The organism is Salinivibrio sp. PR932 (genome assembly GCF_001996125.1).
In the GTDB taxonomy this organism is placed as follows: domain Bacteria; phylum Pseudomonadota; class Gammaproteobacteria; order Enterobacterales; family Vibrionaceae; genus Salinivibrio; species Salinivibrio proteolyticus.
The window spans coordinates 13352-27548 of the sequence record NZ_MUFM01000012.1 but is presented as its reverse complement, the minus strand read 5'-3'; the positions used below and the strand labels follow the sequence as shown (position 1 = coordinate 27548).

General features: G+C 51.7%; 12 protein-coding genes and 1 riboswitch. Of the genes, 3 read left to right on the top strand and 9 right to left on the bottom strand.

What is annotated here, in order from left to right; genetic code table 11:
• Positions 1-303 precede the first annotated feature (303 nt).
• A complete protein-coding gene (locus BZG84_RS07900; RefSeq protein WP_077481301.1) occupies positions 304-1677 on the top strand; it encodes a PhoH family protein in 1374 nt (457 codons plus the stop codon).
• 36 nt (positions 1678-1713) lie between these two features.
• Here the strand turns inward: BZG84_RS07900 and BZG84_RS07895 are convergent, their stop codons facing one another.
• From BZG84_RS07895 to leuA, 9 genes are all read right to left on the bottom strand, one after another.
• Entirely contained in the window at positions 1714-2718 is a 1005-nt protein-coding gene (locus tag BZG84_RS07895; protein WP_077481299.1) for a GGDEF domain-containing protein, read from the bottom strand.
• Between the two features lie 67 nt (positions 2719-2785).
• Positions 2786-3490 carry a thiamine ABC transporter ATP-binding protein gene (gene thiQ, locus BZG84_RS07890; protein ID WP_077481297.1) on the bottom strand — a complete coding sequence of 235 codons (705 nt, stop codon included), beginning with the start codon at positions 3488-3490 and terminating at the stop codon, positions 2786-2788.
• Positions 3484-5073 (bottom strand): thiamine/thiamine pyrophosphate ABC transporter permease, encoded by a 1590-nt coding sequence (gene thiP, locus BZG84_RS07885; protein ID WP_077481295.1) that lies wholly within the window; start codon positions 5071-5073, stop codon positions 3484-3486. Before thiP ends, thiQ begins: the two co-directional genes overlap by 7 nt.
• Positions 5074-5078: 5 nt before the next feature.
• On the bottom strand, positions 5079-6065 hold the full coding sequence (thiB, locus tag BZG84_RS07880) for a thiamine ABC transporter substrate binding subunit (protein WP_077481309.1): 987 nt from the start codon (positions 6063-6065) through the stop codon (positions 5079-5081).
• A gap of 52 nt (positions 6066-6117) precedes the next feature.
• Positions 6118-6219: riboswitch (TPP riboswitch) on the bottom strand.
• 38 nt (positions 6220-6257) lie between these two features.
• Positions 6258-7049 carry a DUF547 domain-containing protein gene (locus BZG84_RS07875; RefSeq protein ID WP_077481293.1) on the bottom strand — a complete coding sequence of 264 codons (792 nt, stop codon included), beginning with the start codon at positions 7047-7049 and terminating at the stop codon, positions 6258-6260.
• 119 nt (positions 7050-7168) lie between these two features.
• Positions 7169-7771 carry a 3-isopropylmalate dehydratase small subunit gene (gene leuD / locus BZG84_RS07870; RefSeq protein ID WP_069590982.1) on the bottom strand — a complete coding sequence of 201 codons (603 nt, stop codon included), beginning with the start codon at positions 7769-7771 and terminating at the stop codon, positions 7169-7171.
• A gap of 9 nt (positions 7772-7780) precedes the next feature.
• Positions 7781-9202: a 3-isopropylmalate dehydratase large subunit gene (gene leuC, locus BZG84_RS07865; RefSeq protein WP_077678126.1), complete on the bottom strand. Its 1422-nt coding sequence runs from the start codon at positions 9200-9202 to the stop codon at positions 7781-7783.
• Positions 9203-9223: 21 nt separating this feature from the next.
• Positions 9224-10318: a 3-isopropylmalate dehydrogenase gene (leuB, locus tag BZG84_RS07860; RefSeq protein ID WP_077479509.1), complete on the bottom strand. Its 1095-nt coding sequence runs from the start codon at positions 10316-10318 to the stop codon at positions 9224-9226.
• 2 nt (positions 10319-10320) lie between these two features.
• Complete coding sequence (gene leuA / locus BZG84_RS07855; RefSeq protein ID WP_077678125.1) at positions 10321-11883, bottom strand: 2-isopropylmalate synthase; 1563 nt, start codon at positions 11881-11883, stop codon at positions 10321-10323.
• 521 nt (positions 11884-12404) lie between these two features.
• Between leuA and BZG84_RS07850 the strand changes: the two genes are divergently transcribed.
• On the top strand, positions 12405-12944 hold the full coding sequence (locus BZG84_RS07850) for a phosphatase PAP2 family protein (protein ID WP_077479513.1): 540 nt from the start codon (positions 12405-12407) through the stop codon (positions 12942-12944).
• Complete coding sequence (locus BZG84_RS07845) at positions 12941-14068, top strand: MJ1255/VC2487 family glycosyltransferase (protein ID WP_077479507.1); 1128 nt, start codon at positions 12941-12943, stop codon at positions 14066-14068. The genes BZG84_RS07850 and BZG84_RS07845 overlap by 4 nt, the downstream gene beginning before the upstream one ends.
• The last annotated feature ends 129 nt before the right edge of the window (positions 14069-14197 follow it).

The window sequence follows — 14197 nt, the reverse complement described above, 5'->3', positions numbered from 1 at the left end:
ACCTCTGAATTAACTCGATTGTCGAAGACGCAGCCCCGCGACAGCGGCGCCGTTTAAATACTGTGCTATTCAGTGTGGCACTGAAAAAATTGGCCGCCAATAGTACTCGAACTTGTGAGGAGCGTCACGATGAAACTCAACGAATCCCCGCAAAGGTCACGCTGACACACAAACGTCATTATTGAGCGGCAAAGATAAAAGCGTGACGTGGCGCAGCGAAATAGATTGGGAATTCCCAATGCCAGGTCTACGCTTAACTTAAGCGCTGTCACCGACAGTGAACTGCCGACACAGGAGGTGCCTATGGGCGACGCCGACCGGAAGCTGTTTGTATTGGATACCAATATTCTCCTCCACGAACCCTTCGCTATTTACTCCTTCCAAGAACACGATGTTGTGATCCCCATGACCGTCCTCGAAGAGCTTGACCGCATCAAAGACAGCAAGCGTGATGTCTCACGAGATGCGCGTGTCGCGATTCGAGCGTTGGAAGATATCTTTAAAGAAGCGACCCCCGATGAAATCGGCGAGGGCATTGCTGTTGGCAAAGGCGATGCGACGGGAACCGTATCGATACTGGCCGACTTTGAAATTAAAGAAACGGTACACGCCTTTGCTGACAAGGCTGGCGATAACCGAATTTTAAATGCGGTGCTATATCTACAAACCAAACGCTCACCACGTAAAGTCGTATTGGTGACCAAAGATATTAATATGCGACTGCGCGCTAAAGGCGCGGGAGTGATGTATGTGGAAGACTATCGCACGGATCAATTGATTGACGATGTGCGATTGCTGACCAAAGGGTTTCATACCTTTGAGGGCAGTTTTTGGGACAAAGTCGGGGAATGTGATAGCCAAGCGTATGGTTCAGATACCCTCCACACTTTACCGTCTGAATTACTGGAAACACCGTTCGTTAACCAGTACCTGTTGGATGAAAGCGATGATTTCGCGGCACGCATTCAAGCCATCAATGGTGAAAAAGCGATTATTAAAGACCTTAGTCGCGAGCGACTCATGCACCGCAGTGCTTGGGATGTGAAGCCGAAAAATATCTACCAAGGCATGGCGATGGACGCGTTGCTGGACCCGACCATTGATTTAACCATTTTGACCGGACCGGCAGGGTGCGGGAAAACCATTCTGGCGATGGCCGCCGCGCTAGAACAGGTGGTGGAAAAGGGAATGTATGACAAGATCATCGTCACCCGCAACACCCCGGATATTGGTGAATCGATCGGTTATTTGCCGGGTACGGAAGAGGAAAAAATGCTGCCTTGGCTGGGAGCGGTGACCGATACGTTAGAAGCGCTGCACATGAATGATGAATGCACGGATGGCTCGATGCGTTACATCATGGAGAAAGCCAACTTACAGTTTAAGTCGATTAACTTTATGCGTGGTCGCTCGATTCAAAACGCGTTTGTGATCTTGGATGAGTGCCAGAACCTGACTGCCTCGCAACTGAAGACCATTATCACCCGCTGTGGTGAAGGGACTAAACTGGTTTGCTCAGGCAACTTAGCGCAAATCGACTCCCCCTACCTCACACCGGTTACCTCTGGGCTGACTTACATTGTCGAGCGATTTAAAAATTTCGAGGGCAGTGCGTGCGTATACCTCAATGGGGTAGTACGCAGCCGTCTTGCCGAGTTTGCCGAAGAAAACCTTTAACCGAACCGGCGGCTCAGCCGCCGTGTTTTCCTTGCGTTAAAACAGCTCGACATCGTCGGCGGCAACAAAGGTTTTGATGATGCCGTTTTCCAGCAATCCTTCGTAGAAAGCCACTTGATTGCGACCGTTTTGCTTGGCGTGATAAAGCGCCTGATCCGCATTACCCAATAAGGTACTGGTGCTTTGATGCGCTTTATCGATACGCGTTGCGCCCATGGAAATGGTCACGGTTTCCGCTGCGCCAAAGTCGCGTGCGTTGACATTGGCAATAAAGGTATTGGCTTTTTGCTCAGCCATAGCGCGTGTGCAAGGGTGAAGTAACACCACAAATTCATCCCCGCCGTAGCGAAACAGGGTGTCTTCGACAGAAAAGGTTTGTCGCATTAAAGACGCGAGCAACAAAATGACTTCATCGCCAAAGACATGGCCAAAGTTATCATTAATTTGCTTGAAATGGTCGACATCAAAAATACAAATCCAAGGATAACTCGCCTGATCCAAATCGCTGTCCATCGCCGCGGGCGCTTGCGCTAAGCGATCACTAATCAGGTCCAATTTCTTGGTCAGCACCTTGCGATTGAATAGACCGGTAAAGCTGTCTCGCTCGCTGGCCATAATGATTTGTTGATAGTTCTCATAGATGTGAATGAGGCCAGACACCAGAGCAAGCTGTTCCTCGTTTAATTGCTCGGCGCGGCCACATAAGACACCGCGAATGTCTTCGTCTTTTTCGTAATAGATAGGGACGGCAACCAAGGTGTGATCGTGCGCCTGATGCACGGTGACCTTTTGGCTCTCGAGGCAGTCTTCCAGCAGCGCATCCACTTGTTCGATATTTTCTTGCTGAAAGGCGCTGTTGTCATTGGTACCCAGCACCGTAAAAGGGGGATTGAGTCCAGAACAGTAATCGAGTAACACCACTTCACTGACAGGCGTTAGCTCAAGGATCGACGTCAGTAGGCTCTTGGTAATCGCATCAACTTCAGTTTTGGCCGTGAAATCGACGATAGAGTCGAGTATCTGAATGCTACTGGCGGGCACAAAGCGCCTCCTTAAAAGGGTCTATTCCTGTTGTCAGTATAGAAGCCAAACGAGGAGGCGCCATCTATTAGGGGGATTCCATCATGCCCATATAACGATGCATCGCCGGTGGGGGCGCATTCAGGTCAGCGACGGGGCGAGACAAGGCAATCTGGCCCTCATCGACGTAAAGAAAACGTGAGGCAATGGCTTTCGCATCGTCGGGGTGATGGGTCACCATCAAAACGGTTGTACCTTGCGCGTGGGCGGTCCGTTTCACCAAGGCTAACATGTCTTTTTTCAACGCAGGATCAAGGGCTGAAAAAGGCTCATCAAGTAATAACAGAGGCTGTTGACGTGCAATACTTCGTCCGAGTGCAATCCGCTGGCGCTGCCCGCCGGACAATGCGCCGGGTAAACGATCTAAATAAGGTGTCAGCCCCACCGCATCCGCGGCGCTTCTCACGCTCTCTTTTTGTGCGTGACTGAGCTTGAGTGAAGGCGAAAGTCCAATCGCCATGTTGTCAAACACCGATAAGTGGGTGAAGACATTATGCTCTTGAAACAGGATGGAGAGTGGGCGCTGGTGAGCCGGCGCGGTAGTGACTGGCTTACCTGCAATCAAAATCTCGCCACTATCAGGAGCAATTAATCCTGCAATCAGAGAGAGTAAGGTACTTTTCCCTGCGCCGCTTGGGCCGAGTACAGCAACAATCTCTCCCGGCGCAATGTGGGCGTCGAAGTGCATCCACGCTTGCTGGTAGCGATACGTGATATTGGAAAGGGTTAGCATGCGTGTCTCCATTGGACGAGGCGGATGATCAGAGCGTAGCTGCCTAAACTGGTCGCTAATAACAGCATGGCCGCCGCGGCGCCCGCATCCATTTGATAACTGCCCATCAGACGAAATAGATACAAAGGCAGTGTTTGAAAGTGTTGGCTACCAAATAAAGAGATGGCGCTGAGATCGCCCATCGAGAGGACAAAACTGACCGCGAGGCCACGTGCTATTGGGCGGCGTAAGCACTGCCATTCAATTAAGCGCAAGCGGGTAACCCCGCGCACGCCTAGGGTGGCACAGAGTGCATGATAAGATTGCGCCACTTGATAGGCAGGGGCACTGAGCACCTTAATCAAATACGGTAAGGCCATCAGCGCATTGACCCCCATCACCAACCACAAGGCGAGGCTAAAGACATCGCTAAATTGGCGAAACAGCAAAAACAGTCCAGTGCTTAATACGATACTTGGCACGACCAAAATCATGGCCCCCAGCGTTTCAATACCATCGGCTCGTTTTTTTTGACCATGAAATCGCCAGTGACGACTGGCTAAGATCACTGCAATTGCCAACACAAATGCAATGGCGCTCGCGCCGGTGGCCACCCACAATGAGTGCATGGTGGCTTGCCATAACGCTGTATCGGCAAGGACAGTGAGCGCACTCGGGTTGAGCCCGCGATACAGCACTACACCCAGTGGCGGCAATACGAGAAGCAAGACCAAGGTTATCCAGAGCAGATCCCAGCATTTCGCCGCTCGGCTATCGAGGGCATGCGGCAATGGTAATACTTCACTGGGTGTATTCGGCACCGCGCGTGTGAATGTTTGCACTACAAACGCAATGGTGCCGCACAGCATCATCTGCCACAGCGCTAATGCCGCGCCGGTTTGCAAATCAAAGTCAAAGCGAATGGCTTGGTAAATGGCCAACTCTATGGTGGTGGCTTTGGGGCCGCCTCCAAGCGCCATGACGGTGGCAAAACTGGTAAAGCAGAGCATAAACACCAGCCCGACGATATGGGGCAAACTTTGGCGAAGATAAGGCCATTCAAGGTGACGAAAACGCTGCCAGCCACCTAAGCCCAATTGAGTCGCTAAGCGGCGTTGATCGGCGGGGATCCCCTCGAGTGCTTGCACCATGATCTGGGCGGAAAATGGTAAGTTGAAAAACACGTGTGCCAGCAAAATGCCGCTCAATCCATAAATGGAAAATGGCATAGAAAGATCAAAATGTTGTAGGGTGTCGGCGAGCAATCCGCTGCGACCAAAAATGGCTACCAAGCCAAATACCCCAATCAGCACAGGCAGCACTAAGGTCATGGCAAACAGTTTCAACAACCAACGCTTACCCGCAAACTCGCGACGCGACAGGGCGTGGGCAACAGGAATCGCCAATCCCACACTGAGGATCACTGATAAAATGGCTTGCTTGAAGCTAAATACGGTGACGTGACGAAGGTAGGCATCTTGCCATAGTGCCTGAAGGTTAAGATCTTGGCTGTGAGAGAACAGCGCCCAAAGAGCGCTGCCAATTAAAAGCACGACGAGACTGGCCGCGAGACTGCCCGGCCAAGTGCGTGAAGGGTTGAGCATGACGATTATTCAACCAACGCCGTTTGCCAGTCACGCACCCATTGTTGACGGTTGCCCATCACTTCATCGGGTTGATAAATCAAGCTTTTTTCTGGCTTACTCAAGGTATAGAAGGCATCCGGTAACGTGATATCAGTAACAGGGTACATCCATTGCGTAAGGGGAATGATCGACTGCGCTTCATCGCTGAGCATAAACTGCAAAAACGCATCGGCCAGTTCTGGCTGGTCGGTGTAGGCTGATTTTGCGGCCACTTCAATCTGCATATAGTGGCCCTCTTCAAACGTCGCGGCGGCAAAGCGGTCATCATCATCGGCAACCAAATGGTAAGCCGGTGATGTGGTGTAAGAGAGCACCATGTCCGCTTCCTTGTTCAGGAACATGTTGTACGCTTCGGTCCAGCCTTTGGTCACGGTAATGGTGTTATCCGCGAGATCACGCCATGCTTGCTGGCTTTTATCGCCGTAGACTTTCTGGATCCAAAGCATTAAGCCTTGGCCAACGGTGGAGACACGGGGATCTTGGTAAATCACACTGATGTCATCACGATCTTCAATCAAGGCTTTCAAGCTCTTGGGCGGATCGAGCAGGCGCGTGGTGTCGTACACGAAGGCAAAGTAGCCGTAATCGTAGGGGATAAAGTAGGGATTATCCCAACCGCCGGGTACCTGTAGGCGCTCCGTATTCACCGCGTGCTCGGCGACAATGCCGCTCCGCTCCGCTTCTTTCATTAAATTGGTGTCTATACCCAACACGATATCGGCGCTGGTGTTACTGCCTTCAATCCGCATGCGGTTTAGCAAGGCTGCGCCGTCTTCAAGGGACACAAACTCGACCTTACAATTACAGCGTTTCTCGAAGGCGGCTTTAATTTTTGGCCCTGCGCCCCAATCGGCGATAAACGAGTCGTAGGTATAGACAGTCAGCGGGTCGGCGGCGCGGGCGCCAAGCGATAACAGAGACAAAGAAAGTACGGTTAAAACAGACGTAATGACTTTCACAGCACGCTCCTAAGTTGGGCGTGGGTGTTGAGGCTGGTTGATGACATCATCAAGTCTCAATCCCTACGCCAGTGTTAGCTGGATCAGGTTCGATGGGTTTAGCGCGGTGCGCAATCTCAGCCAAGAGGCTCCCCAATGAGTACGAAGCCATTGTACTGATTGGCTTAGGGTTAACCAAGCCTTTTAGTCAGCGGTTCGGTTAAGCGCCCAGTCGTAGTCATAGTCTAAGCGTGCATCCTCGGGAAGTTTGATATCGCGGTATTGATTGATATGGGTGATTACTCCTTGTTCACTGCCGCCAAAATCGGCCTCAAACCACTCATAGATAGAAGAAAGCTGCCACTGACCGCCTTGCTGACTCACGCCTTTATCACTGTTAATAAAGGTATAGGCGGCTTGTTCTAATTGTGCCTCTAAGGTGTCGGCTTGAAAGGCTTGTGGCTGTAGGTTCGGACAGCCAAGGCTGGCACAATTGACCGCATAATGGGTACGCGGATCTTGCCAGAGCGGGCGCAGAATACGGTGCTCAATATCATTCAAGGTAAGCGGCTCTCCTGCCACCGTGACCACCTCATCATCCCAAGGTCCAAAGCTAAACAGGCCACCGAGTTTGGTGATCGAACGGACTGGATACGCATCCAAAATTAGCTTTACGGTGACTGAATTGTAGAGATTAACCCAGTACGCGTATTGTTCGTCTTTGGTCAAGGTGCGCGGGTCGCGCGCGGTGAGCATGCTAATGTAATGATCGAGAGTCGCTTTATCGGCCTCGGTGACGGCTGCGTAGTTAAATAAGGTGTGCTGTCCTTGAGGCTGTAAATATTTATCGAGTAATACTTGCCAGCTGTGATGGGTAAACGTGGCTTGGCTGGCGGGGTTGTGCGCATCCCACATTGCCCAATAATCGGCTTTCGGGGCGGCCAAGGCTGGAAAAGCAACGAGTAACCAAAAAATGAGCGTGATCCGTGTTCGCATACCGCTTCCTCAATCGCGAGCGTATCTTGTTTATATCCTAGACCAGCTTGCGCCATGTTTGCTTTCATGGCCATAAAAAAACGCTGCTTGAGCAGCGTTTTAGTGGTTAAAGTGTTGTGTTATGCCAAAAAGGCGGGAATGTTTTGCTCAAAGCGCGAGATCTCAGCGTCGTGCTGAAGCGTGAGGCCAATGCTATCTAATCCTTCCAACAAGCAATGACGGCGAAAATCATCCATCTGGAAGCTAAAGCAGTGTTCACCGGCACGGATGGTTTGGGCGGGCAAATCTAGCGTTACCGTCGCGCCTTCATTTTCGGCCACATACGTAAATAGAGCATCGATTTGGCCTTCTTCAAGTGTCACTGGCACCATTTGGTTATTAATGCAGTTGCCATAGAAAATATCGGCAAAACTGGGGGCGATAATCACTTTAAAACCGTAATCATCCAGCGCCCAAGGAGCATGTTCGCGTGACGAGCCACAGCCAAAGTTTTCGCGGGTGAGTAACACGCTCGCCCCTTGGTAACGCGCTTGATTGAGCACAAACTCGGGGTTCGGCTGTTTACCCGCATCGTCTAAAAAGCGCCAATCGTGAAACAGGTGCTGACCAAAGCCTGTACGGGTGACTTTTTGCAAAAACTGTTTAGGGATAATCGCATCGGTATCGACGTTCGCCGCATCTAATGGGGCAACAATGCCGGTATGAGTGTGTATGCCTGACATAAGGCCTCCTTATAATTGGTTAACGTCGACAAAATGGCCCGCAATCGCCGCCGCTGCGGCCATCGCTGGGCTGACCAAGTGGGTGCGGCCTTCACGGCCTTGACGCCCTTCAAAGTTGCGGTTGCTGGTGGACGCACAGCGCTCTTTAGGGCCTAAGCGATCGTTGTTCATTGCCAAACACATCGAGCAGCCTGGTAAGCGCCATTCAAAGCCCGCTTCGCGGAAGATTACATCCAGCCCTTCTTGCTCTGCTTGGGCGCGCACTTGCTCGGAGCCCGGCACCACCATGGCATGTACACCCTCTGCCACGCGTCGTCCTTTGGCGACCGCGGCGGCTGCGCGCATGTCTTCAATCCGTGAGTTGGTGCAAGAGCCAATAAAGACTTTATCGATGCGGATATCTGTAATGGCTTGGCCTGCCGTCAGCCCCATATACTTTAAGGCTCGCTCAGCCGAGTGGCGCTCTATCGGGTCGGTCATGCTCTCTGGAGCAGGCACGCTATCATGCACACTGACCACTTGGCCGGGGTTGGTGCCCCATGTGACTTGATGATGGATTTGACTGCCATCGAGAGTGACCACACGATCAAAGTGCGCATCGGCATCTGAGTGCAAGGTTTGCCAGTATGCAACGGCTTGTTGCCATTGCTCGCCTTTAGGGGCAAATTTCTTGTCTTTTAGGTAGGCAAAGGTGGTGTCATCTGGCGCGATCAGGCCAGCTTTTGCGCCTAATTCGATGGCCATGTTGCACACCGTCATTCGCCCTTCCATCGACAAGTCGGTGATTGCGTCCCCGCAAAACTCCACCACATGCCCAGTGCCACCTGCGTGGCCAACTTTACCGATAATCGCAAGGACAATATCTTTGGCAGTGATCCCGGGGGCAGTTTTGCCCGTGACTTCAATTTTCATCGTGCGGGCGCGGGATTGCTTAAGTGTTTGGGTGGCCAGTACGTGTTCGACTTCTGAGGTGCCAATACCAAAGGCGAGGGAGCCGAAGGCACCGTGGGTTGCGGTGTGCGAATCACCACAGACGATGGTAGTGCCGGGCAGGGTAATGCCAAGCTCGGGGCCCATTACATGCACAATGCCTTGGTAAGGATGATTTAAGTCGTACAGGGTCACTCCGAACTCTTCGCAGTTTTTGGCCAAGGTTTCCATTTGGATACGCGCCATTTCCCCTGACGCGTTAATGTCTTTGGTTTCGGTGGAGACATTGTGATCCATGGTGGCGAAGGTTTTGCTCACTTGGCGCACTGGGCGCCCTTTTTCCCGCAGGCCATCAAAGGCTTGTGGTGAGGTCACTTCGTGCACCAAATGACGGTCGATATACAGCAGCGGCGCTTCGCCTGGCTGCTCGGTGACCACATGGGCTTGATAGATTTTCTCATACAAGGTCTTAGCGCCTTGTTGGGTGTTTGCATTCGACATAGCTCGTATCCTTACGGGTAATTATTCTGCGCCTTGGCGGATATAGGCGGCGATACGATCGCCCATTTGTTCAGTACTTAATGCGGGGCGGTTACCGGCGAGATCGGCGGTTAGCTCACCGGCCGCCAGCGCTTGGCTGACTGCATACTCAATCGCGCAGGCTGCGTCTTCTTCGCCTAACGAGTAGCGCAGCATTAGCGCGGCGGAGAGAATTTGCGCCACTGGGTTGGCGATATTCTTACCCGCAATATCGGGCGCAGAGCCGCCTGCGGGCTCATACAAACCAAATTTACTCGCGTTCAAGCTCGCAGATGGCAACATGCCCATTGAGCCGGTGATCATTGCGCACTCATCGGAGATGATGTCGCCGAAAATGTTCGAGCATAGCATCACATCAAATTGCGACGGGTCTTTAATCAGCTGCATGGTGGCGTTGTCGATATACATATGGCTTAAGCGGACATCCGGATAGTCCTTGGCCACCTCTTCCACCACCTCACGCCATAGCATTGAGCTTTGCAGCACGTTGGCTTTATCGATTGAGCACACGTGTTTGTTGCGAAGCTGGGCCGATTGAAAGGCAATACGGGCAATACGCTCAATTTCATAGCGATGATAGACTTCCGTATCAAACGCTTTTTCATCGCGGCCTTCACCTTCACGTCCTTTGGGCTCACCAAAATAAATCCCGCCGGTCAGCTCTCGCACCACCACGATGTTAAAGCCTTTGTCGGCAATGTCGGCGCGCAGTGGGCAAAAGCCTTCTAGACCGGTATGGATTTGTGCCGGACGCAAATTACAAAACAGACCAAAGTGTTTGCGCAATGGCAGTAAGGCACCGCGCTCCGGTTGTTCGGTTGGCGGTAAATGCTCCCACTTGGGGCCGCCGACCGAGCCAAATAAAATCGCATCCGCTTTTTCACAGCCGGCCAAGGTGTGTGCTGGCAGCGGAGAGCCGTGGGCATCAATGGCGGCACCGCCTACAGGGTAGTGGTGGCGATCCAAGGTGAGTGAGAATCGCTCGCTAATCGCATCAAGCACTTTTTCGGCTTGCGCCATGACTTCGGGGCCGATACCGTCGCCGGGTAAAATTGCAATCTGGTGTGCGCTGGCCATGGTTATACTGTCTCCTGTTTTAAGTGGGATTGTTCCTTAATCTGCGCAATTTTATCCGCGCGATAGATGGCATTGATCACGTGCAATAGCGCCTCACCGGAGGCTTCGATAATGTCGGTTGAGACCCCGGTGCCGTGATATTTACGGCCCTTGTAGTTGGCAATAATGTCGGCTTGGCCGAGGCCATCTTCCCCTTCTCCTTTGGCGGTCAGATCGAATTTATCCAGTTCAATGTCATAGCCGGTGATCCGGTAGATGCACTGATAAAGGGCATCGACGGGGCCGTTACCAATCGCCGCCTCGCGTTTCTCTTCGTCGCCACATTGCAACTTGATGCTGGTGGTCGCCATTAGGCTGCCCGATTGCACGCCTAGATAGTTGAGCTTATAAAAGTCGTCCTGTTCTTTGAGGTTGTTGAAGAACATCAAGGCTTCTAAGTCGTAATCGAACACCTGACCTTTACGATCTGCCAGCTGCAAGAATGACTGATACAAGGTGTCTAAATCGTAGTCTTGCTCGGTATAGCCAAGGTTTTCCATGTGGCTTTTCACCGCGGCGCGGCCGGAGCGGCTGGTCAAATTCAGCGCTTTTTTGCCCAACCCTATCGACTCTGGCGTCATGATTTCGTAGGTGTTTTTGTTTTTCAGCATGCCGTCTTGGTGAATGCCAGAAGAGTGGCTAAAGGCATTGGTACCGACCACGGCCTTGTTGGGCTGGATTGGCATGTTGCAAAGTTGGCTAACCAGCTTACTGGTACGGGCGATTTCGGTGTGGTTCAACTTGGTTTCCACACCTAATAAGTCGGCGCGGGTTTTTAAAATCATTGCAATTTCTTCCAGCGCACAGTTACCGGCGCGCTCGCCGATGCCATTGATCGTGCCTTCCACTTGGCGAGCGCCGGCTTGTATGGCAGCAATGGAGTTAGCGACCGACATCCCCAAGTCATCATGGCAGTGAACAGAAATGACCGCTTTGTCGATATTGGGTACGCGATTAAACAAGGTCGCAATGATATTGCCGAATTCACTGGGAACTGTGTAGCCGACGGTATCGGGGATATTGACGGTAGTCGCACCGGCATCAATTGCCGCTTCGACCATGCGGCACAGGTTATCAATCGGGGTGCGCCCAGCATCTTCGCAGGAAAACTCCACATCGTCCGTGTATTGGCGCGCGTGCTTGACGGCGCGTACCCCCATCTCGACCACGTCATCGTAGCTGCGGCGAAGCTTATCTTTTACATGAATGGTTGAGGTGGATAAAAAGGTGTGGATACGAAAAGCGTCGGCGGCTTTGAGGGACTCAGCGGCAACATCAATGTCTTTAGGAACGGCGCGAGATAAGGCACAAACGCGCGCATGTTGCATATGCTCAGCGATGGTGCGCACCGATTCAAAATCGCCCGGTGAGGAGACTGGAAAACCGGCTTCAATAATGTCGACGCCCAGTCGGTCTAAGGCTTGGGCGATCTGCAACTTCTCTTTTACGGTTAAGCTGGCGGATAAGGCCTGCTCACCATCGCGCAAAGTGGTATCAAAGATGATGACCTGACTGTTGTCGCTCATGGGTGACTCCCTGTTGTGTTTGCTCGCCGCCTTCATGGCTCTTTTAATGGGCACTGTGTTTTATTTTGACGGCGTTAGATACAAAAAAACCCGCGTCTGGCGCGGGTTTTTGACATTTGGCATTCACTGATTGCTGCCCAATACCTACCCGCGCGACCGAGTCACGATAAGGAGGAGGATGAGGCGTAGTGTAATCAGTGTCATGAACTATCCATTCAATGTGTTTGCTGGTTACAGAAATAACAGAGCGGCGGGGAAAGCGTCAATCACAAAAAAATAAAAAAATGGATCTGCTTAGTTAACCCGCTTAAAACCAGTTTATTACACTGGTTTTGAGTGTGTAATTCGAAATAAACGGCTGCTGGTTGCGGGGAAGGAATACAGTTAGATAGCACTTTCTCTGTGTCAGGATAACAAACTGTAGGGAGTGTTATCTTCATCAATATGACCTCGTAACGTCACCCCGTTGTCATACCCGCTGTCTAGAGTTTGACCATCAGCTAACCGAAAGCGGGGGCATGATGAGAAGCTTTACAGCGATTCAACGTTTTGACTACACGGTGTCGTACCTGTGCCTTTCTCATCGATTTAGTGCAGCGACAGCCAAAGTAGCGCGGGTGATATCACACTCTGGTGATGGGCCGTTATATGCAGGAATTGGCTTGGCCGCATGGTGGCTCGACGGTGCATTTGGCTTATGGTTGTTGTGCACTGGAATCGTCGCCTTTGCGATTGAATTGCCCATCTATTGGGTTCTTAAACGGAGCTTCCGCCGCGCACGGCCTTCACAGCTGCCCGCTTTTATCACGCCCTCAGATTTATACAGCATGCCTTCTGGCCACACGGCGGCCGCTTTTTTAATGGCTTCACTGATTAGTACCTTTTATCCCCCCTTGGCGACAGTGGCCTTTATTTGGGCGGGGTTGATTGGGCTGTCCCGCGTATTGCTGGGGGTCCATTTTGTTAGCGATATTCTGGTCGGCGCGGTGCTCGGACTTCTCTGTACTGCGTTGGCACAAAACATCACCGACGATCTTTACTGGATGGCGGCAAGTACATGAAGCTTTTATACGGTGTGCAAGGAACCGGTAACGGCCATATTTCACGAGCAAGGGCGATGGCAAGGGCCCTAAAAGCGTATGACGTGAGTGTGGATTTTGTCTTTTCTGGACGACCTTCAGAGCGCTATTTTGATATGGCGCCGTTTGGTGACTATCGCACGTTTACCGGGATGAGTTTTATCAGTCGTGACGGTAAAATTGCGCTGCTTGAGACGGCGAAAAAGAATCACGTTCGGCAACTTTATCGCGATATTCGTGCGCTTGATGTTACCGGCTACGACAAAGTGGTATCCGATTTTGAGCCTATCACGGCTTGGGCGGCACGCCAGCAAGGTGTTCCCTCAGTGGCGATTAGCCATCAAGCTGCCTTTGCCTATGCGGTCCCTAAACAGGGAGAAGGACTGATAAACCGGCTGATTATGCGTTATTTTGCGCCGACGGATCATGCCATAGGGCTACATTGGTATCACTTTAATCAGCCGATTTTGCCTCCCATCATTGATATCGGCAGTGATGACACCCTTTCACTAAAGGCGAGTCAATCAGAGGATGTCTTGGTCTATCTTCCTTTTGAGTCACTCGATGCAGTGACGGCGCTGTTACTGCGCTTTAACCAAGGTTTTGTCTGTTTTCATCCGGATGTGAAGCAAGGCTATCGGCGGGAGAATATTCGCTTTATGCCACTTGGGAAAGCCAGCTTTCATGCTGCGCTAAAGGCTTGCCAAGGTGTGATCGCGAATGGTGGCTTTGAACTGCCTTCTGAAGCATTAACCATGGGGAAAAAGTTGTTGCTAAAACCCTTGGCAGGACAGTTTGAGCAGCTGAGTAATGTGGCAACGCTGGCACAATTAGGGTTGGCGCACGCCATGACACACTTAGACGCTCGCGCGGTGAGAGATTGGTTGAAAGCCCCGGCCAGTGGCGAGATCCGTTACCCTGATGTCGCAAGAGCGTTAGCGGAGTGGCTGGTCAAAGGTGAGCTCGACCAAACGCAAAGTTTATTTCACCAGCTTTGGTCGCAGGTCCGTTTTCCAGAAGCAGTTGAAGAGTGTTTGCTGGATATTAGCCGCCCGCATCCACGTCGACGTCAGCATCCCTTACTGTTAAACCGCTTGATGCGCTGACCGCCCAATAACGGCGGTCTGGTCTGTTGAATCACGTTTTTACATTTTCGCTAGAGCATTCACTCAATTTCTCTTGAGTTTGGTGGTGCGCTCGGTAAACTCGCTGCCATTATTGAGCGTACATGTGTT

Excerpts from the sequence above, each read along its gene's own strand:
- leuA (WP_077678125.1), bottom strand. The coding sequence starts at position 11,883 with ATGAGCGACAACAGTCAGGTCATCATCTTTGATACCACTTTGCGCGAT.
- BZG84_RS07900 (WP_077481301.1), top strand. The coding sequence starts at position 304 with ATGGGCGACGCCGACCGGAAGCTGTTTGTATTGGATACCAATATTCTC.
- leuD (WP_069590982.1), bottom strand. The coding sequence starts at position 7,771 with ATGTCAGGCATACACACTCATACCGGCATTGTTGCCCCATTAGATGCG.
- BZG84_RS07875 (WP_077481293.1), bottom strand. The coding sequence starts at position 7,049 with ATGCGAACACGGATCACGCTCATTTTTTGGTTACTCGTTGCTTTTCCA.
- thiP (WP_077481295.1), bottom strand. The coding sequence starts at position 5,073 with ATGCTCAACCCTTCACGCACTTGGCCGGGCAGTCTCGCGGCCAGTCTC.
- BZG84_RS07845 (WP_077479507.1), top strand. The coding sequence starts at position 12,941 with ATGAAGCTTTTATACGGTGTGCAAGGAACCGGTAACGGCCATATTTCA.
- leuC (WP_077678126.1), bottom strand. The coding sequence starts at position 9,202 with ATGTCGAATGCAAACACCCAACAAGGCGCTAAGACCTTGTATGAGAAA.
- leuB (WP_077479509.1), bottom strand. The coding sequence starts at position 10,318 with ATGGCCAGCGCACACCAGATTGCAATTTTACCCGGCGACGGTATCGGC.
- BZG84_RS07850 (WP_077479513.1), top strand. The coding sequence starts at position 12,405 with ATGAGAAGCTTTACAGCGATTCAACGTTTTGACTACACGGTGTCGTAC.
- thiQ (WP_077481297.1), bottom strand. The coding sequence starts at position 3,490 with ATGCTAACCCTTTCCAATATCACGTATCGCTACCAGCAAGCGTGGATG.